This window comes from Streptomyces sp. NPDC008317, from assembly GCF_042955955.1.
Lineage (GTDB): Bacteria > Actinomycetota > Actinomycetes > Streptomycetales > Streptomycetaceae > Actinacidiphila.
Map to the genome: position 1 here is coordinate 143,314 of NZ_JBIBFQ010000008.1, position 22,143 is coordinate 165,456.

Genomic DNA, 22,143 nt, shown 5'->3' on the forward strand with positions numbered 1-22,143 from the left:
CTAACCGGCGACCCGCGTGAGGTCCAGCCGGATTTTGATGTAGTCGGCAAAGGAGCCTGCGGACTGGAATACCTCGGGTTCGAGAGTGTCGGGGTCGACTTCGAGGCCGATGGTGTCCTCAAGGCTCATGAGGAGTTCGACAAAACGCATGGAGTCGATCTCCAGGTCTTCGAGAATCCTGGTATCCGCGCTGAATTCGGGGAGCGGCCGGTCCAGGATCACGGAGAGGGAATGCTGAAGGTGCTCGATAATCTCGGCGTGTTCCACCGGACTTTCCCCTTCCCTGGGAGAAGTGGGCCCGAGCGGTCGGCCGTCCGGCCCTGGGGGAGGGCTGCCCGCCGGCAGGGCGCCGGCCGCCTGATGGCGGACGCGGCGCCTTGCCGGCGACGGACGTCACACGGCCGTGAGCTCAGACATGTTGCAGGTCCGAGATCAGGCGGCCTTGGACGCGGCCTTCACCGCGGCCTTGACGGCCGCCTTCGACGCGGCCTTGCTCGCGGCCTTGCTGGCCGCCTTGGACGCGGCCTTGGTCGCCGACTTGTCAGCGGCCTTGACGGCAGCCTTGCTGGCGGCCTTGGACGCGGCCTTGACGGCGGCCTTCACGGCGGTCTTGGACAAAGGAACCACACCTTCCATGTAAGGAAATTCGGGACCCGAGTGGGCCCCGGATGCCGGATCTGGTTTCTCCGACACCATGAGATTCCCGGACGGCGCAACTCCCGTCAACCCTTGCCGGGTTGCACCGGGTCGAATCCCGATGGCAGCTTTTTGCCGTCAACAAGCGGCCACCGTGAAACGCTGCCGTTATTCCCGTTCGGGCCTGATGCTGGGAGGTGATTCACGGGCCCGCGCGAATGCGGCCGGGCCGGTCCCACTCACGGTTTGGAAGGAGGGCGGGATGCCCGAGGTGAGAAGCGCGGACCTCTGCTGGGGGCAGCGGTACCACTGGCTGAGGTACCAGCAGGTGCCCGCGGGCGCTCGTCACGACGCGCACATCGTCACCAACTACCCGCTGCCGCAGGGACTCTCCCTGACGGGCCTGCGGTCCGCGCTGGCCTATCTGGTGCGCAGGCACGAGGGGCTGCGCACGGTCTTCGACGCACACGCCAGGCCGGGCCCGAGACAGCGGGTCGAGCCGCCGGGGCCGATGCCGCTGCTGGTGGCCGCCACCGAGCAGGACGGTACGCCGGGACCCGCGGCGGTCATCGCCGAGATGTCCACCACCGAGTTCGACCCGGAACGCGAGTGGCCGATCAGGGCCTGCGCGGTCACCACGGGCGGCGTGCCGCGCACGCTGGCGCTCGTCCTCAACCACACGGCCTTCGACGACTGGAGCATGCAGCTCTTCCAGCGCGACTTCGAGGCACTGCTCGGCACGCTCGCCACCGGCCGCCGGGCGCAGTTGGGGCCGGTCGCGTACCAGCCCGCCGACCTCGCCGCCATCGAGGCGCGGCCGTCGCCGGAGCGGGCGCAGATGCTGCGCTATTGGCAGCGGGCGGTGCCCGAGCTGCCCGCCGACATGTTCGTACGGCGCCGTGAGCCGGCCGTGCCCGACGGCGTCGCCGCCTTCGGGGCGACGCTCACCTCGCCCGCGCTGCTCCCCGCCGTCCGCGAGATCGCCGCCCGGCTGCGGGTGTGGCCCTCCGCGGTGCACCTGGCGGCGTACGCGGTGGCCATGGCCACGTACACCGGCGAGCGGACGGTCACCCACCGCTGGCTGACCAGCCACCGCCAGGACGGACCCCGGATGTCCGTGCTGACGTGCATGTTCTCGCCGGCGCTCGTCTCGGTCGACCTCGGCGGCGACCCCGGATTCGCCGAGGTGGTCGCGCGGGTCGCCGCCGCGCTGGAGACGGCGCAGGAGCACGCGTACGCGCCGTACGACGAGATCGTGGAGCTGGTCGCCCAGGACGCCTTCCGGCGCGGCGCGCCGATCAGGACCTCCTCCGAGGTCAACTTCCTCAACCACGGGACCAAGAGCTGCGGCACCCGAAAGGAACGCCTCCTGCGGACACCGGAGCCGACCGCGTGGGCGCTGTCCGAGACCGACACCTATCTGCGGGTCGGGGAGTGGGACGACGGGGTCACCGTCGGCCTCAACGCGCGGGCCGACGTGATGGACGCGGCGGCCGTCGAGCACTTCCTGCGCGGGTACGGGCGGCTGCTGGAGGCGCACCGCGACGCGGCCGTCGACCTGCGGCTCGACGAGGCCGCCGCGCTCTTCGACTTCGCCGCCCCCGCCCCGCGCCGCCTGGCCCGGCTCGGACCCGACGCGGTGGACCTGGACGCGACCGAGCGCGTGCTGCTGGCGCATCCGGCGGTACGGTCCGCGCGGGTGTCCGTGGAAGACGGCCGGCTGCTCGCCGAGGTCACCACGGAACGGCCGCTGGACGAGCGGGAGTTGCGGCTGCACTGCCTGGACACCGGCTCCGCGCTGCCCGGTGCGCGCCGCCCCGACCTCTTCCGGGTGACGGCCGGGGAGGGCGCCCGCGCGGCGCGTACGGAAGCGGTGGCCGCGGACGCGCTGGCCGCCGTCGTCGCCGAGGTCAACGGACTGGCCGCCGTGGACCTCGACGCCTCCTACACGGTGGCGGGCGGCCGGATGCTGCGCGCGCCGCGGGTCCTGACCGAGCTGCGCGCCCGCGGCTGGCAGGGCGCCGATCTGAACCAACTCGGCGGCACCCGGCCGCTGTCGGGCCTGGCCCACGGACTGACCCCGGTCCAGGAGCCGACCCCGGAGTTGACCCCGGCCTGACACCCTTCCGCCCGGCCGCTGTCGACCGCGCCGCCCTCGCCACGGACCACCCGCGGCGAGGGCGGCGCGGCCATGCCGGGACCGTACCGCCGTACCGCCGTACCGCTCGCGGCCATGCCGGGACCGTACCGCCGTACCGCGCCCGTCACATCCGGGACCGGCCCGCGCACGCCGCCCCCGCAACCCACGGCGGCGGCCGACCCGGGTGGGGGTCGGCCGCCGCCGTGCGGGTCGGGGACGGGTGTGCGGGGGGCGGGTTCAGGCGGCCTCCTCCAGGGACAGGCGCTGGGCGATCTGGACGCCGGCCTGGAAGCGGCTGACCGAGCCCAGGCTGCGCAGCAGGGCCGCGATGTGGCGGCGGCAGGTGCGGACCGACATGTCCAGGCGGCGGGCCACGACTTCGTCGGTGAGGCCCTGGGCCATCAGTCGGGCGATGGAGCGCTGGAGGTCGTCGTTGATGTCCTCCGCGTAGCCCGCCTCCTCCATCGCGAAGGGCGCGGCGCCGTCCCACAGCAGGTCGAACATGTCGACCATGCACCGGATCATCGTCTCGTCGCGGACCTGCCGCGCGGTGGGCGGTCCGCCCGCCTCGCCCGCGGTGACCACCACGGCCAGCGCGCGGTCGAAGACCACCGCCGTCTGCGGCACGGAGCGGATGGTGCGGATCGACGCGCCGCGTTCCGTCAGCTTTTTGGCGCGGGCGCGGGAGGCGAAGTCGGCGCGGTCGCGGTGCGGCGAGAGCACCCGTACGTCGATCTCCGTGCCGAGCGTGTCGTAGCAGGCGTCGAAGAGGTCGTCGGGCGCGATCCGCGCGTCGTGACCGGGGCGCAGGACGATCGCCTCCGTGGCGCAGTCACCGGCCGCCAGCCGCAGCAGACCGCGGATCTCGGCCTCGCCCTCGACGGTGTCGATGACGCCGAGCGGCCCTTCCGCGCCGCCCGGACCGCCCGCGATGGAGTCGATCCTGGCGCGCAACCGGTCGGCCAGCTCGCGCTGTTGGAGGATGGCCCGCTCGATCGGCGAGGTGAGCTGGGTCGCCGCGGAGTGCGGGTCCACCGGTACGAGACCGGTGCCGGTCGTCTCGTCGGTGCGCAGCAGCCGCAGTTCCACCAGCCGTGCGGCGGCGGCGAACACCTCCCCCGCGGACAGGCCGAGTTCGAGCGCCACCAGGTCGATCGAGCCGGGGGTGACGGCGCCGCTGCGGGTCGCGTACTGGTAGACCGCGACGAGATCGCCGCTGTCGTGGCCGCCGGCCGGGTGCCGGTCGTATCCCGCGGGACGCGGGTGTTCCGGCGGGCGGTCCGGTGTCGGCGCGAGGTCGGATATCCCCGTGAGCATGGAGGGTGCCTCCCCTTCGTGGATCAATGCGGTGCCGCGGCGGGTCAGGTTCCGTTCGTGCTCCGCCCATGGTGCGTCGGGCCGCCATCACGCCGCCCTCGTTCCGCTCACCGCCCCCGGATACCGGCTCCCGGCGCGCTATCGATCCGCTATCGGCCCACTGTCCGGGGACCGCCGCCGGGGGCCGCGCCATCGCCCCGGGAACCCGCGTCACCTCGTCCGAGGGGCCGGGCGAGAGCGCTGCGATGGCGGTTCGAGAGCGGCCGGCGGTCAAGTGACATCTGTGCGCGGGTGGGTCCCGCGCCCCGGACGAAGACGAAGACCGGACGAAGACAAGGGGACCGATCACCATGGCCGAGACGACGCGGGAGATACCGCGCACCTTTCAGGACGTCCTGCTGCCCCGCCTGCCGTACGCGGAGGGCGACGAGCTGACGGCGGACGCCGATCTGGCCGCGCTGGGGCTGGACTCGATGGGCGTCGTGCAGCTTCTCGCGGACCTGGAGGACCACTTCGGGGTGGAGCTGGACGACGAGCTGCTGACGGAGGAGACCTTCGCCACGGTCGGCTCGCTGTGGGCGACCGTCGCCGACTTCGTCACGCCGGAACTCGCGGCCGGCCATGAGTGAGCCGACGGTGAGCGCGTCGGCGGTGAGCGAACCGACGACGGGCCGGACGACAGCACACGCCACGGCGGCGAACGGCACGGCGGCGAACGGCACGGCGACAAGTGCGCCGTCCACGAACGGCACGGCGCCCCACGGGGCGGCGGTGGCCGCCCGCCGGGTCGCCGCGCCGCTGACCCGCCTGGACCGGCTGATCGCGCGCGGCGCGACCCACCGACCGGCGCTGACCTTCAAGGACCGCACCGTCAGCTACGGCGAACTCGCCGAGCAGGTCGCCGAAGTCGCCTACGGCCTGCACCGGTTGGGCGTGCGGCGCGGCGACCGCGTCGCGGTCTACGCGGAAAAGCGCGTCGAGACCGTCGTGTCGATGCTCGCGGTCTCCGCGGCCGGGGCCGTCTTCGTCCCGGTCAACCCGCTCTTCAAGGGCCGCCACCTGGCCGGTATCACCACCGACTGCGCGGTCACCGCGCTGGTCACCACCGCCGAGCGGCTGGAGACCGTACGCGCGGCGCTGCCGCCGGACACCACCGTCCGCCACCTGGTGCTGATCGGCGACACCGGCACCGTACTCCCGGCCGACGACCGCTGGACCGCGGTGCCGTGGGAGCGGCTGCGCGAGCACGGGCCGCTGCCGGTGCCCGGCGCCGACGCCGTCGTGGACGGCGACGTCGCGGCCGTCTTCTACACCTCGGGCAGCACCGGCGGCCCCAAGGGCGTGGTGCTCTCGCACCGCAATCTGCTCGCCGGGGCCGAGAGCGTCGCCTCCTACCTCGGGCACACCGAGGACGACGTGGTGCTGGCCGCGCTGCCGTTCAGCTTCGACGCCGGTTTCAGCCAGCTCACCACCACCCTGATCGCCGGGGCCCACCTGGTGCTCACCAACTACCTGCTGCCGCGCGAGGTGGTACGGCTCTGCGCCCGCCACGGCGTCACCGCGCTCACCTGCGTACCGCCGCTGTGGCTGCAACTGGCCGCCCAGCAGTGGCCGCGGGAGGCGACCGCGCGGCTGCGGTACTTCGCCAACACCGGCGGCCGGATGCCCCGCGCCACCCTGGGCCGGCTCCGCGAGATCTTCCCGCAGGCCCGGCCGTATCTGATGTACGGGCTCACGGAGGCGTTCCGCTCCACCTACCTCGACCCGGACGAGACCGACCGCCGTCCCGACTCGATCGGCAAGGCCATCCCCAACGCCGAGATCCTGGTGCTCCGCCCCGACGGCACCCCGTGCGTGCCCGGCGAGCACGGCGAACTGGTGCACCGCGGCGCGCTGGTGGCCCTCGGCTACTGGAACGACCCCGAGCGCACCGCCGAACGCTTCCGCCCGGTGCCGGGCGCCGTCCCGTACGGCGGCACCGAGTTGGCGGTCTGGTCGGGCGACACCGTCTACAGCGACGAGGCCGGTTACCTGTACTTCGTCGGCCGCACCGACGACATGATCAAGTCGTCGGGCTACCGGATCAGCCCCACCGAGATCGAGGAGGCCGTGTACGCCAGCGGCCTGGTCACCGAGGCGGTCGCGCTCGGCGTCGGCGACGAACGGCTCGGCCAGCACGTGGTCCTGGTCGTCGCGGGCGCCTGCGACACCGCCCGGCTGCACCAGGCGCTCGCCCGCGAGCTGCCGCCGTACATGCTGCCGCGCCGCACGGTCGTCCTGGACGAACTGCCGCGTTCGGTGAACGGGAAATTCGACCGGGTCGAGCTGCGCAGGACCGTGGAGGGCAACCGATGAGCGGCGCGGCACCGGGTCAGGGCGCGGAGGGCGCCGACGCTTTCGGCGGCTTCGGCCGGCACGGCCGGTTCACCGTCGTGGACGGCGAGTTGGCCGTCGGCGGGGTGCCCGCGGGGCGGCTGGCCGAACGCGTCGGCTCCACCCCCTTCTTCGCCTACGACCGTTCCCTGCTCAGCCGCCGCGTCGCGGAACTGCGGGCGGCGCTGCCCGACGGCGTGGAGCTGAACTACGCCGTCAAGGCCAATCCGATGCCCGCGCTGCTGCACCACATGAGCACGCTGGTCGACGGCCTCGACGTGGCGTCGGCCGGTGAGATGCTCACCGCGCTCGACACCACCGTCCCGGCCGAGCGAATCGGCTTCGCCGGACCCGGCAAGACCTCGATCGAGATCCGGCAGGCCGTCGCCGCGGGCGTCATCGTGGAACTGGAGTCGGCCACGGAACTGGCCCGGGTCCGGCTCGCGGGCGAACAGCTCGGCATCACCGCCCGCGTCGCCCTGCGCGTCAACCCGCCCTTCGCGGTGCGCGGTTCGGGCATGCGGCTGGGCGGCGGACCGCAGCAGTTCGGGGTGGACGCCGAACAGGCACCGGAACTGCTCGCCGGGATCGGCGCGGCCGGGCTGGACTTCCAGGGCTTCCACGTCTTCGCCGGATCGCAGAACCTCGACGCCGAGAGCATCTGCGCCGCCCAGCGCGGCACCGTGGAACTGGTCACGGAACTGGCCGAGCACGCGCCGGGTCCGGTGCGCTACCTCAACCTCGGCGGCGGCTTCGGCATCCCCTACGCCGCCCGCGACCGCGCCCTGGACCTGGGGCCGATCGGCGAGAACCTCGCCAAGCTCCTCGACACCGTCATCCGCCCCGCGCTCCCGCAGGCGCGCACCGTCATCGAACTCGGCCGCTATCTGGTCGGCGAGGCCGGTGTCTATCTGACCAGGGTCGTGGACCGCAAGATCTCCCGCGGCACCACCTTCCTCGTGGTGGACGGCGGTCTGCACCACCAGCTCGCGGCCACCGGCAACCTGGGCCGCGCGATCCGGCGCAACTACCCCATCGCGGTGGTGGGTTCCGCCGTCGCCCCGGCCACCGAGACGGTCGACGTGGTCGGCTGCCTCTGCACCCCGCTCGACCTGCTCGGCAAGGACGTGTCACTGCCCCACGCGGAGATCGGCGACCTCATCGCGGTGTTCCAGGCGGGCGCCTACGGCCTGACGGCCAGTCCGGTCGGCTTCCTCGGCCATCCGGCACCGCACGAAGTCCTGATCTGAACCCACCCGCCGCGGCGGCACCGGGCCCCGCGAGCCTCACGTTGCAAGGAAGGCTGACGGACATGGCGATCGCATCACCCCTCCCCGCCAGAGCCACGGCGGACCCCACGCCGGACCCGGCTGCGAACCCGCCCGCGGACTCGACATCGGACTCGACAACGGACCTGACGGGTGAGCCCACCGTGGACGGGCAGGCGCCCGCCGCCCCGGTGGGCACCGCGGTCCGGTTCCGGGTACTCGGCTCCCTCGAGGTGCGCGGCTCGCAGCAGGTGGCGGTCACGGCGCGGCGGCAGCAGATCGTGCTGGCGCTGCTGCTGCTGGAGACCGGCCGCGGTGTGGGACTCGAAACGATGGTGAACGCGGTCTGGGGCGGCGCCCCGCCCGCGACCGCCCGCTCCCAGGTGCAGACCGCCGTGTCGGCGCTGCGCCAGCGGATGGAGCGCGCCGGGCTCGGCAAGCGCATCCGCATGCACGGCCTCGGCTACACCCTCGACCTCGCCCCCGGCGAGCTGGACCTGCACGTCTTCGACGAGCTGGCGGCCCGCGGCCGGGCCGCCGCGGCCGACGGGCGGCCCGCAGCCGCCCGCGCCGCCTTCCGCGAGGCGCTCGACCTGTGGAACGGCGACCCGCTGCCCGAGGTCGACAGCCCCGTGGTGCAGACGAAGCTGGTACGGATCTCCGAGCGCCGCTTCGAGGTGCTGGAGGAGTGCCTGGACGCCGAGCTGCGTCTGGGCCTGCACCACGAGGTGCTGGGCGAGATCAGCGCGCTGGCCGCCGAATTCCCGCTGCGCGAGCGCCCCGCCGTGCAGCTCATGACCGCGCTGTACCGCTGCGGGCGGCAGGCCGAGGCGCTGGCCGCGTACCACCAGGTGCGGCGCACCTTCATCGAGGAGCTGGGCATCGAGCCGGGGCCGGTGCTGCTCAAGCTGGAGCTGGCCATCCTCAACGGCTCCGGCGACCTGGACCTCCCGCAGACCGCCGCCCCCGCCACCGTCAACGCGACCGCGCCGCTGCCGCTGCCGCGGATGCTCCCGGCCCGGATCACCGACTTCACCGGCCACGCCGACGTCCTGGCGGAACTGACCGACCGGCTGTCCGCGCCCTCGGCGCCGATGGCCGTGATCACCGGCTGCGCGGGCGTCGGCAAGTCCGCGCTCGCCGTCGAGGCCGCGCACGCCCTCGCCCCGGCCTTCGCCGACGGCCAGTTGTACGCGAGGCTGCCGGTCGGCGCCGGTCCCCGCGAGGTCTCCGACGTCCTGGAACGCTTCCTGCGGGCGCTCGGCTTCACCGCCGCCGCCGTACCCGAGTCCCTGGACGGCCGCTCCGCGCTCTACCGCAGCGCGCTGGCCGAGCGCCGGATGCTGGTGGTCGTCGAGGACGCCGCCGACGTCACGCTGCTGCGCCCCCTGGTGCCCGGCACCCCCACCTGCGGTCTGCTCGTCACCAGCCGGGCCCGGCTGTCCGCGCCCGCCGACACGTACACCGTCGAGCTGGAAGTGCCGCAGATCCCCGAGGCCGTGGAACTGCTCGCGGCGATGACCGGCCGCGAGCGGGTGGCGGCCGAGCCCAGCGAGGCGATCGAACTGGCCGAGCTGTGCGACGGGCTGCCGCTGGCGCTGCGCGCCGCCGCCGCCCGGCTGTCCGCCCGCCCGCACTGGAGCCTGGCCCAGCTCACCGCGCGGCTGCGCGACGAACGCCGCCGGCTGGACGAGCTGTTCCACCAGGGCCTGGACGTACGGGCCGCGCTGCGCGGCACCTACGAGCAACTGGCCGCGCCCGCACGGCAGCTCTTCGCCCGGCTCGGCGGACTTCCCACGGCGGAGTTCCCCGCGTGGGCCGCGGCCCCGCTGCTCGACGTGGCGACCGCGTCGGCCGTGGACGTGCTGGAGACGCTGGTCGACGCCCGGCTGGTCGACCCGGTCGGCGGCAGCGGCGTCACCGCCCGCTACCGGCTGCGCGGCCTGACCCGGCTGCACGCCGCCGAGTGCCTGGCGGAACTGGCCGCGGACCAGGACGAGTCGGCCCCACGGCGGCGGCTGCTCGGCGCGTGGCTGACGCTGGCCGACGAGGCGCTGCTGCGCCAGGGCGGCACCCCGGCCGCCGAACTCCACCACCCCACCCGCTGGCCGATGGAACTGCCCATGCTCCGGGCCGTGTTGAGCGACCCCGGCGAGTGGTACGGCACCGAGCGCGAGTCGCTGCTGGCCGCCGTACGGCAGGCGGCCGACGTCCACGAGACCGAGGCGTGCTGGCACCTGGCGGTCGCGGTCGGAGCGCTGGCCGCGGTCCAGCGGGCCCACGACGACTGGCGGGCCGCGGGCACCGACGCGCTGCGCGCCACGCAGCGCGCCGGGGACTCCCTCGGCGAGGCCGCCATCTTGTTCTCGCTCGGCACGCTCGACCTGCGCGAGCGCCGGTACGAGCAGGCCACCGCCCGGCTGCGGGGCGCGCTCGGCGCCTTCGAACGGCTCGGCGCCGACTCCTGGCGCGAGGCGGCGGGCAAGGCGCTGGAGCGGCTGGCCCGCGAGACCGGGGCAGCGGCCGACGGCAGGACCCCGCGTCCCGGCCGCGGCGGCGCGGGCTCGACGCCCGCGACGCCGGTCGAGACCTCCGCCTGGGGCGTCCCGGCCACCCAGCGCCGCTACGGCCTGGCCGCCAGCACCGGCGGCTCCGGCACCCCCGCGGCCCGTACCACCCTGGCCCCCCGCTCCACGGCCCCCCGCCACCGCCCGGCGGCCTCCTTCCCCACCCGTCGGCGTACCGAATCGGTGGAGGAGCAGTGACGCGGGCGCCCCACCCCGTGCGGTACGGGTGCCCCGCCCCGGCGCCCACCGGTCCTGACCACCGCGTTCTGCGCTGGCAGCACACCGATTCCCAGGAGGAGCAATGAGCTTGAGGACCCCCTCGCCGCCGGCGGGAGTGCGGGACGAACCGTCGCGGAAGCCGGACCGGCAGGCCGCCAGGAGCGGTGAGGACAGCGACCGGGCCATGCTCGAAGTGACCGGACTCAGCAAGCGCTACGGCGAGGTCCAGGCGCTCGACGGCTTCGAACTGACCGCCCACCGCGGCGAGATCGTCGGACTGGTCGGCCACAACGGCGCGGGCAAGTCGACCTTCGTCGAGATCGTCTCCGGGCTCATCAGGGCCGACTCCGGCGGCGTCCGCATCGGCGGCGAGGAGCCCACCAAGGCGCGCGGGCGGATCGGGGTCTCCCCGCAGAACATCGCCCTCTACCCGCCGCTGTCCGTCCGCGAGCACATGAAGTTCTTCGGCGGCCTGTCCGGGCTGCGCCGCCGCGCCCTCACGTCCGCCATCGACGAACTGTCCGCCGCGCTGCGGCTGACCGAATTCCTCGACCGCCCGGCCGGTGTGCTCTCCGGCGGCCAGCAGCGCCGTACGCAGGCGGCCGTCGCCATGATCCACCGCCCCGACCTGCTGCTGCTCGACGAGCCCACCGCGGGCGCCGACCCGGAGACCCGGCAGGCGCTGCTCGACACCGTCAAGCTCCGCGCCGCCGACGGCGCCGCCGTCGTCTACACCACCCACTACCTGACCGAACTCACCGAACTGGCCGCGACCATCGCCGTCGCCAAGCGCGGCCGGGTGGTCGCCCGCGGCACCAGCGCGCAGCTCCTGGAGGGCCTGCCCGGCGAGGTCCGCGTGGTCCTGGCCGACGGCAGCGAACTCCACGAGTCCACCACCGACCCGACCGCCGCCCTGGTGCGGCTGCTCCACGAGGCGCGGCAGCCGGTCACCTCCGTCGACGTCCGCAAGCCCGACCTCGACGACCTCTACCGATCCCTGGCGGTGCTCGATGTCGACTGAATCCCTCTACCGGTCCGGCCTGATGGCCAAGTACAACGCCCTGCTGCGGCTGCGCGACCCCGGACAGCTCATCAGCTACATCGCGATGCCGATGCTGCTGATGCTGGTCTTCAAACCGCTGTACGTGACCGCGCTCAAGACCGGCACGCTCCAGGCGGTCACCGGGCCGCTGGTGATGTTCTCGGTCTTCGCGCTCTCCATCGTGGGCAACTCGATCATGGTCGAGCGCGAGTGGCGCACCTGGGACCGGCTGCGCGTCACCCGCGCCTCACGGGCCCAGCTCCTGCTGGGCAAGGCCGTACCGGCCTTCGTGATCCTGCTGCTCCAGCAGAGCGTGCTGCTGATCTTCGGCTGCCTGGTGATCGGGCTGCCGGTCCCGCCGACCCTGGGCTGGATCATGCTGGCCGTCGCGGTGTGGGGCTTCACCCTGCTCGCCCTCGGCACGGCGCTCGCCACGGTCGTCCGCAGCCGCGGCGACCTCGGCATGGTCTCCGACCTGGGCGCGATGCTGGTCAGCGCGCTCGGCGGCGCCCTGGTGCCGGTCAGCCTGATGCCCGCCTGGGCCCAGCACATCGCCCCGGCCTCGCCCGGCTACTGGGCGATGTCCCTGCTGCACGCCGCCATCGACGGCGACGCCTCGCGGATGCTGCGCCCGGCGCTGGTCTGCCTGGCGATCGGCGTGGCCTGCGGCGCCTTCGCCACCTACCGGCTCTCTCGCGGCTGGGGCCGCAGCCACCTGCTGTGAGGAGACATCGTGTCTGACATACCCGACGAGACGGACGAGACCGACGAGGCGTACGACGCCTACGATTCCGCGGTGGCCCTGGTCGGCATGGCCGGCCGCTTCCCCGGCGCCCCGGACGTGGCCACGCTGTGGCGCAACGCGCTGGCCGGTGTCAGCGGCCTGCGCGAGATCACCGACGAGGAACTGGCCGCGGCGGGCGTCTCCGCGCGGACCGCCGCCAACCCCCACTACGTACGGGTGGGCGGGCCGGTCGACGGCATCGCCGACTTCGACGCCGCCGCGTTCGGCTTCTCGCCGCGCGAGGCGGAGACGATGGGCCCGCAGCACCGGCTCTTCCTGGAGTGCTCCTGGGAAGCGCTGGAGAACGCCGGTTACCCGCCGGTGGCCCCGCCGGGACAGGTCGGCGTCTTCGGCGGTTCCGCCTTCCCCGACTACCTGCTCGACAACGTCGCGCACGTCATGGACGAGCCCGGCGGCGGCCAGTTGGTCGCGGTCGGCAACGAACGGGACTCGCTCACCAGCCTGGTGGCGTACAAGCTCGGCCTGCGCGGTCCGAGCCTGAGCGTGCAGACCTTCTGCTCGACGTCGCTGGTCGCGGTGCACCTGGCCTGCCAGAGCCTGCTGACCTTCGAGAGCGATCTGGCCCTGGCCGGCGGCGCCTTCCTGCCGCTGCCGCAGCCGACCGGGTACATGTACCACCCGGGCGGCATCACCTCGCCGCAGGGCACGGTCCGCAGCTTCGACGCGGCGGCCGACGGAACGGTGATGGGCGCGGCCGTCGGCGTGGTCGCGCTGCGCAGGATGACCGACGCGCTCGCCGACGGCGACGTGATCCACGCGGTCATCCTGGGCTCCGCGGTCAACAACGACGGTCAGGAGCGCGTCGGTTACTCCGCACCGGGCGTCGAGGGACAGGCTGCGGTGATCCGTACCGCGCTGAACGTCGCCGACGTCAAGCCCGAGTCCGTCGGCTACGTGGAGTGCCACGCCACCGGCACCGCGCTCGGCGACGGCATCGAACTGACCGCGCTGTCACGGGTGTTCCAGACGACACCGCAGACACCGACCGTGCTGGGCTCGGCCAAACCGGCCGTCGGCCACCTGGACCGGGCCTCCGGCGTCACCGGCCTGATCCGGGCCGCGCTCGGCGTCCGCGACGGTGTACGGCTGGCCATCCCCGGCTTCGAGAAGCCCAACCCCGCGCTGGCCGCCGCTTCCGACCGCTTCACCGTACTGCCGCACAATCAGCCGTGGCCGGCCGGTCCCGAGCCGCGCCGGGCCGGAGTCAGCTCCTTCGGCATGGGCGGCACCAACGCGCACGTCGTCATCGAGCAGGCCCCGCCGCGTACCGCCCGCGCCGCCGTGCCCGGACCGCACCTGCTGGCCTTCTCCGCGGGCGACCAGGACGCGCTCGACGAGGTCACCGAGCGGCTGCGCGGCCACCTGGCCGCGCACCCCGAACTGGACCCGGCCGACGTCGCCTACACCCTCCAGGTCTCGCGCGGGCACTTCGCACTGCGCCGCTTCGTGGTCTGCGACGACCTCCAGGACGCGGTCGCCGCGCTCGGCGACCCCGGCCGCTGGGTGGACGGCGAGACCACCCGGCACGACCCGGCCGTGGTGCTGGCCGAGGAGGAGCGGGCACCGGCCGACTGGCGGTCCCAACTGGCCGCCGCGGCGGCCGCGTTGCTGCCGGGAACCCCCGAGGGCGGCGCTTCCCCTGCCGTCTCCGCCGTCCTGGAACAGGGGCTGCGGGCGATCGGCGTGCGGATCAGGGCCGCCGGTGACACCGGGACCGGGCACGTCGAGACCGTCACCGTCGCCCCCGAGGCCGACGCTCCCTCCGGGTCGGCGGCGCGCTGGCTCGTGACCACCGTCGGCCGACTGTGGCTGGCGGGCGCCGCGATCGACTGGGCCGCGCTGCACAAGGGCGAGGGACGGCGGGCCGAACTGCCCACCTACCCCTTCCGCCGCACCCGCCACTGGGTGGAGGCGCGGCCGGGAGCCCGCGGTGAGAAGCCGCCGGCCGAGGGCCGTGTCGACGACCTCGCGCAGTGGTCGTATCTGCCCGCGTGGCGGCAACGCCCGCTGCCCACCCGCGATCTGGACGAGCGGCTGCGCGCGGCCGGGCCGTGGCTGGTGCTGTCCGCCGAGGAGCGCGCCGAGGCGCTGGTACGCCGACTGGCGGTGGCCGGCGCCGAGGTCGTCACGGCGAGGCCCGGCGGGGAGTTCGGGCAGGACGCGGCGGGGGACTTCACCGTACGCGTCGAACACCCGGAGGATCTGGGGGAGTTGCTGGCCCTGCAATTCGTCGCGCCCCGCACGCTCGTGCACGGCTTCTCGCTCGCCTCACCCGAGGGCGACGGCGCCGGGCACTTCACCGCGGAGCAGGAGCGGGGAACGCACTCCGCGCTCGGCCTGGTCGGCGTGCTGGCCGCCGAATCCGAGCCTGCGCAGGCCGAGTTGACCCTGCTGACCGCCGGGGCCGTCTCCGTGACCGGCACCGATCTGCGGCATCCGGAGCACGCGGCGCTCGCCGCGCTGGCCCCCACCATCGGCCAGGAGAACGCGCATCTGTCGTGCCGTCACCTCGACCTGGACCCGGCGGAGGGCGCCGGCACACCGTCGGCGGTCGACCAGACGCTGGCCGCGATCGTCCACCCGCACCAAGGGCCTTCGGCCGTCCGGGCCGGCGACCTGTGGGCGCGGACCTATCAGCCGCACCCGCTGGAGGAGACCGACCCCGCGCGTCCGGTGTTCGGCGACGGCGAGACGGTGCTGATCACCGGCGGTCTCGGCGACGTCGGCCTGGCCCTGGCCCGGCACCTCGCGGAGAGCCACGGCTGCCGTCTGGTGCTGACCTCGCGCGGCGGACTCCCGCCGCGTGAGCGCTGGCCGGAGCTGTCGGCCGGTGACGACCGGGTCGCCCGGCACATCAGGAACGTGCTGGATCTGGAAGCGCGCGGCGCCGAGGTGATCGCCATGGGCGCGGACGTCGGCGACCAGGAGGCGATGCGGGCCGTCGTCCGGGCGGCCGACGAGCGGTTCGGCGGCATCGACGCGGTGGTGCACGCGGCCGGTACGCGGGACCCGAGCCGGTTCGAGATCGCCCACCTGTCCGACCGGGAGAACCGCGCCGCGCACCTGCACCCCAAGGTGGCCGGCTTCCACACCCTCCAGGCGGTCCTCGGGGACCGCGCCAAGGACCGCAGGATCACCGTGTCCTCGCTGTCCGCGGTGCTCGGCGGCGTCACGTTCGGTCCGCACGCCGCGGCCAACGCGGCGCTGGACGCGTACGCCCGCAGGGCCCGGCTGCGCGGCGAGGGCCGCTGGATCACCGTCGACTGGGACACCTGGGCGACCGACGCGGAGCGCCGTGAGGCGCACGGCGATCCGGCCGCCGGGGCCTACGAGATGGCGGTGCCGGAGGGCCTGACCCTGCTGGAGCGCGCGCTGGCGGCGGCCGACCGGCTCGCCCACGTGGTGATCTCCTCCGGGCCGCTCGCCCCGCGGCTCGCCCAGTGGGTCACCGGCGACGGCACGTCGGCGGAGCAGCGGGCCGCCGACGACGGGCAGCGCCACGCGCGGCCGAAGCTGCGCACCCCGTACGCCGAGCCCGCCGAGGGCACGGAGGCGGCGCTGGCGGAGATCTGGGGCCAGGTCCTGGCGGTGGAGGGAATCGGCGCGGATGACGGCTTCTTCGAACTGGGCGGTCACTCGCTCGTCGCCGTCGAGCTCTCGGCGCGCATCCGCGCGGCCCTCTCGTGCGACCTCGCCCCGACCGACCTGCTGGAGCACTTCACCGTCCGCCGTCTGGCGTCCTTCGTGGAGGGCTGACACCGGCAGGTACCGGCACCCGTACCGCCAGGTGCGGCCGTCGCGGACCTTCCGCGTCGGCCGCCCCGCGCGTGCTGTCCGCGCGGTGGTCCCGTGCGGCACGCCCGGCTCCGCCACCCGGTGGCGGGGCGCCGTCACCGGTCGGCCGCCGCGGCGCGCGCCGTGAGGGCCTTGCGGTCGATCTTGCGGTTGGCGTTGAGCGGGAACTCCTCGACCTGGACGAAGCGGCGGGGGACCAGGGCGCGCGGCAGGAAGGCCGCCAGCTCCTCGGCCAGGGCCGCCTGAGGCCGCCGCTCACCGAGCAGGAAGGCCGTCAACTCGCCGTCCACGGCGACCGCGACGGCCTCCTTCACACCCTCGACGCGGCGCAACGCCCACTCCACCTCGGCCAGTTCGACGCGCACCCCGTGGATCTTCACCTGGTGGTCGCGCCGGCCCAGATACGCGAAGGCGTCGCCGGGCAGCCGTCGTACCAAGTCGCCCGTGCGGTACCAGCGTTCGCCGCCGTGCTCCAGGAACCGGCCCTCGTCGTCGGCCGGGTCGAGATAGCCGGGGAACATCTGGTCGCCGGTGACGCACAGTTCACCGTCGCCGTCCTCGGTGGGCTCGTGCAGCAGCGCCCGCATACCGGGGTGCAGACGGCCGATCGACACCACGTCGTTGACGCACGACGACGGTGAGGTGACCGGGTCCCAGCGGTGCACACTGCACGAGATGGTCAGCTCGGTCGGGCCGTAGAGATTCTCGACCACCGAGCCGGGCGCCGCAGCGCCCCACTCCCGCGCGTCGTGGGCCAGCAGCGGCTCCCCGCAGAACAGGCTCCAGCGCAGGCTCGGCATGCTGCCCGCGGGCAGCCCCCGGGGCCGCCGCCGCAGCAGCGACACCAGGCTCGGCGCGGAGAACCACACCGTGATGCCCTGCTCGGCGACGAACCGCTCGAGCGAGGCGTACGCGGTCGGCGGCACGCTCACCACGGTGCCGCCGCTGCCCCAGCCGGTGAACAGGTCGAACATCGCCAGGTCGAAGGTGAGATCGAAGGTCTGCGAGAACACGTCCCCGCTGTGGAAGCCGTACCGGCCGTGCACGAAGCGCAGATAGGCGTCGACATTGCGGTGCAGCACGGGCACCCCCTTGGGCGTGCCCGTGGAGCCCGAGGTGAACAGGATGTACGCGATGTCGTCGGGCGTCGTCGGCAGCGGCTGCTCCAACGGCTCCCCGACCGGCTCCCCGACGACGGGGACGCCGTCGAGGACCCCGGCCAGCTCCGGCAGCACGGCGGCGCCGCGCTCGTCCACGATCAGCGCGTCCAGACCGGCCGCGGTGATCATCCGGGCGGTGCGGTCGGCGGGGAAGCCGGGGTGCAGCGGCACGACGGCCGCGCCCGCGAACTGCGCGGCCAGCAGACCGGCGTAGGCGGTCACGGTACGGGAGGCCAGCAGGCCGACCCGCCGGGGCCGCCCGCCGGGGACCGCCGCGACGACGGTCCCGGCGAGCGCCCGCGCGGCGGCGTCCAGCCGCGTGTAGTCGACGGCGGTGGAGCCGACGCGCAGCGCCTCGGCCCCGCCGTCGAGCGCCAGGCCGTGCCGGAACCAGTCGGTGAGGGTCCGGCCCGCCGGGACCGCGGCGCCCGCGGTCCCCGGCGGCCGGTCCCCGGCCTCCCGTCGCGGCCCGCCCGGCCGCGACGGCAGGCGCGCGGGTTCAGTGGTGAACAACGGATGCCTCCTGCGGGTGGATGGGCGCGAGGCCCGGAAGCTGCGGGCCCCAGGTGCCGCGCAGCGCCCGGTCGATGTACCGGTGGGTGACCGCGGCCTGCTCCAGCACCGCGAAGTGCCCGCCGGTCAGGGTGTGCGAGGTGAAGCGCCCGGTGGTCTGGTCGCGCCACCCCGCCACGTCGGCGATGCCCGCGCGCGGGTCGTCGGTGGCCGCGAGCGCCGTGATCGGCACGCTCAGCGGAGCCTGCGGCCGGTACTCGTAGGAGTCCCTGACCCCGAAGTCCGCGCGGAACGGCGGCAGGATCATCCGCAGCACCGTCGGGTCGGTCAGCATCCACTCCGGGGTGCCGCCGATCCGCCGCAGCAGCGCCACGACCTCGTCCTGCGTCATCCCCGCCACCGGCGGGTCGCCGTCGTCGGGCGAGCCGGGCGCCGCGCACCCGGAGACGAACAGGTGCACCGGCATCGGCCCGCCGCGGCGCCGGATCTCCCGCACCAGCTCGAAGCCGACCAGCGCCCCGAGGCTGTGCCCGTACACCGCGTACGGCCGCGTCTCCCCCTCCGGGGAGGTGTCGGCCAGCACGGCGTCCGCGAGGTCCGGCACCAGCCGGTCCATCCGGTCGTACGGGGTGTCGCGCAGCCGGGTCTCCCGGCCGGGCGGCTGGACCGGGCGCACCGACACCGGGCCCAGCCTGCCGAACCAGGAACGGTACGCCGAGGCCGAACCCCCGGCGTGCGGCAGGCAGTACAGCCGCACGCCGGCGCAGCCGGGCTGCTCCGCGAAGGGCAGCCACGAGGCGGCGGGCGCCGCCTCCAGCACGGTCGTCATCGCGTCACCTCGACCTCGACATAGCCGGGCAGCGGCTGGATCTGGTCCAGGTCGGCCCCCAGCACCAGCCGGTCGCCCTCCCTGGCCACCTCGCGGAAGCCGCTGAAGGCGTAGGTGATCTGCATCATCCGGTTGCGGCCGGTCTCCACGAAGTCCGCGCGCAGGCCCGCACCGGCCTCCCGCGCCCGCTCCATGATGTGGCTGAGCAGCACCGAGCCGACCCCGCGGGACATCACCCGGCACGACATCAGCATCATGTGGAGCTGCCAGTTCGGGTCGCCGGTCTCCACCAGCGCCAGGCCGATCTTGCCGTACGAGCCGAACCTGTCGGTGAGGGTGGCCACCAGCAGCAGGTGGTCGGGCGACTCGCGCAGCGCGTCCAGCTCGTCGTACGAGTACGTGCGGCCCGTCGAGTTGAGCTGGTTGGTGCGGATGGTCAGTTCCTCCGCGCGCTGGAGGTCCTCGCGGGCCGCCGGGGCGATGGTGAACGTCATGCCCAGGCTGGCCAGGAACTCCTCGTTGGTGCCGACGAAATCGCTCTCGATCTCGTCCCGCGCGAGCTGGCTGTGGTACATCGCCCGGCGCTGCGCCGACTCGTCGGAGACGAACCGCGGCCGGAACTCGATCCGGTTCAGCTCGGTGTCGATGTCGAGCGCGTTGACCCGGGTGACCTCGGGGACGGAGAACTCCATCTCGGCCAGCTCGAAGTCCTGGTCGTCGACGAAGGCGAACGCGTCGAGCCCCAGATTGAGCTTGGCGGAGATCTGCCGGACCGACTCCGACTTGGCGTTCCAGCCGATCCGCGGGTACAGGAACAGGTCCTCAAGGCCCAGTTCGCGCAGCTTCGCCATCGCCGTGTCGTGGTCGTTCTTGCTCGCCACGGAGTGCAGGACGCCCAGCGCGTCCAGCCGGCGGATGTGCTCCACCACACCGGGGCGCAGGGTGACCTCGCCGTCCTCCAGCAGCACCCCGTCCCACAGCGTGTTGTCCAGGTCCCACACCACGCACTTGATCTTGCCCTGCGCGGGCTTGCGGTACGGACCGTCCGGCGGCGACGCCGGGCCGGTGGCCGGCGCGGTGGCCGGCGGTTGCGTCAGCGTGCTCACAGTGCCCACTCCCGGTATGCCTCGTCAGCGATCGTGATCCGCTGGATCTCGTTGCTGCCCTCGATGATTTCCATGACCTTCGCGTCCCGGTACAGCCGTGCGACCGGGAAGTCGGCGCTCATTCCATTGGCGCCGTGGATCTGTACGGCCTCCGTGGAGTGCCGGGCCGCCGCGGTGGACGCGAAGTACTTCGCCACCCAGGTGGCCATGATGGTCGCCGGGTCCCCGGCGTCCTTGAGCACACCGGCCTGGTGGCACAGCAGCCTGGCCGCCCGCACATCGGTGACCATGTCCGACAACTTCGCCCGGATGAGCTGGAGTTCACGGAGCTTGCTGCCACCGACCGTGCGCTGCGCGGTGTAGTACGCCGACGCCTCCAGGCACGCCTGGACGATCCCGACGGAACCGGAGGCGACCGAGAACCGGCCCAGGTCGAGGGTTCCGCTGAGCACCATGCCGGAGGCGAACGAACTGGGCCCCAGCAGCGCGTCGGAGTCGAGCCGCACATCGTCGAACTCCAGCTCGGCGATGAGCGAGGCCCGGGTGCCGAGCACGTCCTCCACCGGTATCACCCGCACGCCGGGTGACCGGCGCGGTACGAGCAGGGCGATCACGCTGGACTCGGTGCGGGCGAACACCAGGAACAGGTCCGCCCGTTGGCCACCGGTGATCCACTTCTTGCGGCCGTTGAGCCGCCACCCGCCGTTCTCCTGGACGGCGGTGGTACGGATGCCCGCGGTGTCGCTGCCGCCACCTGCGGGCTCCGACAGGCAGAAGGCGCCGCGCACCGCGCCGGTGGCCAGCGACGGCGCCCACTGCTCGATCTGGGCGGGGCTGCCCCAGCGGAGCAGCGCCCACGACAGCATGGTGTGCACGGTGAGCAGGGACCTGACCGAGGAACATCCCCGGCCCACCTCCTCGTGCACCTGACCGAGCGTCACCAGGTCAAGGTCCTGGCCGCCCAGCGCGGCCGGGTAGAAGGGGGCCCACAGGCCCGCCTCGCCGATCCGCTCCTGCAACTCCTCGGGGACCGCGCCCCGCCGGTCGTACACGTCGGCCACCGGCATGATGTGGGTGTCGACGAACGCGCGTGCCGAGTCCCGGGTGATCCGGGCCCCCGCCGGCGCCGCCGCGAGGGGCGGCGCCGTGGTCAAGCTCGTCATGGTCTGGCTCCTCAGTCGACGGAGACGGGGACGCTCCGGCGGGCGACGAGGTCCGCCATGGCCTCGACGGTGCGGAAGTTGTCGATGCGCAGTTCGTCGTTGGGGATGGTGAGGCCGAAGGTCTTCTCGATGAACATCACCAGCTCCATCGCGAAGAGCGAGTTGATGTAGCCGAGCGAGAAGATGTCCTGGTCGGTGGCGATGCTGGCCTGCGGGAAGCGGGCCTCGATGAAGGAGAGGATGCTGGTCTGGGCGGTGGTGTTCTCGGACATGGTCGTCATCCCTTGTTGTCGTAGGTGTAGAAGCCACGGCCGGTCTTCCGGCCGTGCAGTCCGGCGTCGGTCATCTGCTTGAGCAGCGGGCAGGGCCGGTACTTGCTGTCGGCGTAGTGCTCGTAGAGCACCTCGACGCTGTAGAGGATCGTGTCGACGCCGATCAGGTCGGCGGTCTCCAGCGGACCCATCGGGTGCCCGAAGCACCCGCGGAACACCTCGTCCACCGACTCCGCGGTGGCGACGCCCTCGTGGACGAGGAAGGCGGCCTCGTTGACGGTCAGCATGAGCACCCGGTTGGAGACGAAGCCGGAGGCGTCCTTGACGTCCACCGCCTTCTTGCCCATGCCGCTGAGGAGCTGGCGGGTGACCTCGACGGTCTCCTGCGCGGTGTGGAAGCCGGGGATCAGCTCCACGACCGGCTTGGCCGGCACCGGGTTCATGAAGTGCACCCCGACGACCCGCTCCGGGTGCGTGCCGACCGCGGCGACGCGGGTGATCGGGATCGCGGAGGTGTTGACGATCACGACCGCCTCGGGGGAGAGCACGCGGTCCAGCTCGGCGTGCACCTCGCGCTTGATCTCCCAGTTCTCGGTGACGTTCTCGATCACGAAGTCGGCCTTGGCGAGCGCCTCGACGCCGACAGCGGTGGTGATCCGGCCCAGGATCTCGTCGGGGTCAAGGGCCGGTCCGCCCATCAGGCGGCTGAGCCGGCAGTTGCGGCTGATGGCCGCCTTGGCGTCGGTGAGAATCCGCTCGTCGATGTCGACGAGGACGGTCTCGTAACCGGACTGGGCCAGATTGTGCGCGACTCCGATGCCCATGACCCCGGCACCGACAACTCCTACGACGGTCATGATCTCTCCGATTCCTTGGTGGGTGGTGCTGGCTGTTGTGGGTGTGCTGAACCACGCCTGGGGCGTGGGGTGTCGCGTGGT

At 73.5% G+C, this 22,143-nt stretch carries 17 protein-coding genes; 8 read left to right on the plus strand and 9 right to left on the minus strand.

The window, feature by feature from the left end:
* Both ACFY9V_RS25455 and ACFY9V_RS25460 read right to left on the minus strand, forming a co-directional pair.
* Nucleotides 1-267 (minus strand): phosphopantetheine-binding protein, encoded by a 267-nt coding sequence (locus ACFY9V_RS25455; RefSeq protein WP_188284224.1) that lies wholly within the window; start codon nt 265-267, stop codon nt 1-3.
* A 165-nt stretch (nt 268-432) separates the two neighbouring features.
* Nucleotides 433-618, minus strand: coding sequence for a hypothetical protein (locus ACFY9V_RS25460; RefSeq protein ID WP_355342376.1), 186 nt, complete (start codon nt 616-618; stop codon nt 433-435).
* Nucleotides 619-898: 280 nt separating this feature from the next.
* On the opposite strand from ACFY9V_RS25460, the gene ACFY9V_RS25465 reads away from it, so the two are divergent.
* Complete coding sequence (locus ACFY9V_RS25465) at nt 899-2,755, plus strand: condensation domain-containing protein (RefSeq protein ID WP_391163054.1); 1,857 nt, start codon at nt 899-901, stop codon at nt 2,753-2,755.
* A gap of 258 nt (nt 2,756-3,013) precedes the next feature.
* Here ACFY9V_RS25465 and ACFY9V_RS25470 read toward each other — a convergent pair whose 3' ends face one another.
* Nucleotides 3,014-4,093, minus strand: a complete 1,080-nt coding sequence (locus ACFY9V_RS25470) for a hypothetical protein (protein ID WP_355341381.1) — start codon at nt 4,091-4,093, stop codon at nt 3,014-3,016.
* 350 nt (nt 4,094-4,443) lie between these two features.
* Here ACFY9V_RS25470 and ACFY9V_RS25475 point away from each other — a divergent pair, with 350 nt between their 5' ends.
* The 7 genes from ACFY9V_RS25475 (at nt 4,444) to ACFY9V_RS25505 (ending at nt 16,123) form a co-directional block, all read left to right on the plus strand.
* Nucleotides 4,444-4,722: a phosphopantetheine-binding protein gene (locus ACFY9V_RS25475; protein ID WP_355341384.1), complete on the plus strand. Its 279-nt coding sequence runs from the start codon at nt 4,444-4,446 to the stop codon at nt 4,720-4,722.
* Nucleotides 4,715-6,448: an acyl-CoA ligase (AMP-forming), exosortase A system-associated gene (locus ACFY9V_RS25480; RefSeq protein ID WP_391163055.1), complete on the plus strand. Its 1,734-nt coding sequence runs from the start codon at nt 4,715-4,717 to the stop codon at nt 6,446-6,448. The genes ACFY9V_RS25475 and ACFY9V_RS25480 overlap by 8 nt, the downstream gene beginning before the upstream one ends.
* A complete protein-coding gene (locus ACFY9V_RS25485; protein WP_355341390.1) occupies nt 6,445-7,716 on the plus strand; it encodes a pyridoxal-dependent decarboxylase, exosortase A system-associated in 1,272 nt (423 codons plus the stop codon). Before ACFY9V_RS25480 ends, ACFY9V_RS25485 begins: the two co-directional genes overlap by 4 nt.
* A gap of 62 nt (nt 7,717-7,778) precedes the next feature.
* Nucleotides 7,779-10,499, plus strand: a complete 2,721-nt coding sequence (locus ACFY9V_RS25490; protein ID WP_391163056.1) for a BTAD domain-containing putative transcriptional regulator — start codon at nt 7,779-7,781, stop codon at nt 10,497-10,499.
* A 103-nt stretch (nt 10,500-10,602) separates the two neighbouring features.
* Nucleotides 10,603-11,541, plus strand: coding sequence for an ABC transporter ATP-binding protein (locus ACFY9V_RS25495; protein ID WP_355341396.1), 939 nt, complete (start codon nt 10,603-10,605; stop codon nt 11,539-11,541).
* A complete protein-coding gene (locus tag ACFY9V_RS25500; RefSeq protein WP_355341399.1) occupies nt 11,531-12,286 on the plus strand; it encodes an ABC transporter permease in 756 nt (251 codons plus the stop codon). The genes ACFY9V_RS25495 and ACFY9V_RS25500 overlap by 11 nt, the downstream gene beginning before the upstream one ends.
* A 9-nt stretch (nt 12,287-12,295) precedes the next feature.
* The gene (locus ACFY9V_RS25505) at nt 12,296-16,123 is read left to right on the plus strand and encodes an SDR family NAD(P)-dependent oxidoreductase (RefSeq protein WP_391163058.1); all 3,828 of its coding nucleotides are present in this window, start codon (nt 12,296-12,298) and stop codon (nt 16,121-16,123) included.
* A gap of 134 nt (nt 16,124-16,257) precedes the next feature.
* Here ACFY9V_RS25505 and ACFY9V_RS25510 read toward each other — a convergent pair whose 3' ends face one another.
* From ACFY9V_RS25510 to ACFY9V_RS25535, 6 genes are read right to left on the minus strand one after another with little or no spacing between them, the layout of a single operon-like run.
* Nucleotides 16,258-17,835, minus strand: coding sequence for an AMP-binding protein (locus tag ACFY9V_RS25510; protein WP_355341405.1), 1,578 nt, complete (start codon nt 17,833-17,835; stop codon nt 16,258-16,260).
* Nucleotides 17,822-18,664, minus strand: a complete 843-nt coding sequence (locus tag ACFY9V_RS25515) for a thioesterase domain-containing protein (RefSeq protein WP_355341408.1) — start codon at nt 18,662-18,664, stop codon at nt 17,822-17,824. The genes ACFY9V_RS25510 and ACFY9V_RS25515 overlap by 14 nt, the downstream gene beginning before the upstream one ends.
* On the minus strand, nt 18,661-19,770 hold the full coding sequence (locus ACFY9V_RS25520) for an HAD-IIIC family phosphatase (protein WP_355341410.1): 1,110 nt from the start codon (nt 19,768-19,770) through the stop codon (nt 18,661-18,663). Before ACFY9V_RS25520 ends, ACFY9V_RS25515 begins: the two co-directional genes overlap by 4 nt.
* Complete coding sequence (locus ACFY9V_RS25525; RefSeq protein ID WP_355341413.1) at nt 19,767-20,933, minus strand: acyl-CoA dehydrogenase family protein; 1,167 nt, start codon at nt 20,931-20,933, stop codon at nt 19,767-19,769. The genes ACFY9V_RS25520 and ACFY9V_RS25525 overlap by 4 nt, the downstream gene beginning before the upstream one ends.
* Nucleotides 20,934-20,944: 11 nt before the next feature.
* Nucleotides 20,945-21,205 (minus strand): acyl carrier protein, encoded by a 261-nt coding sequence (locus ACFY9V_RS25530; RefSeq protein ID WP_188282225.1) that lies wholly within the window; start codon nt 21,203-21,205, stop codon nt 20,945-20,947.
* Between the two features lie 5 nt (nt 21,206-21,210).
* Entirely contained in the window at nt 21,211-22,062 is an 852-nt protein-coding gene (locus ACFY9V_RS25535; RefSeq protein WP_355341416.1) for a 3-hydroxyacyl-CoA dehydrogenase NAD-binding domain-containing protein, read from the minus strand.
* Between the last annotated feature and the right edge of the window lie 81 nt (nt 22,063-22,143).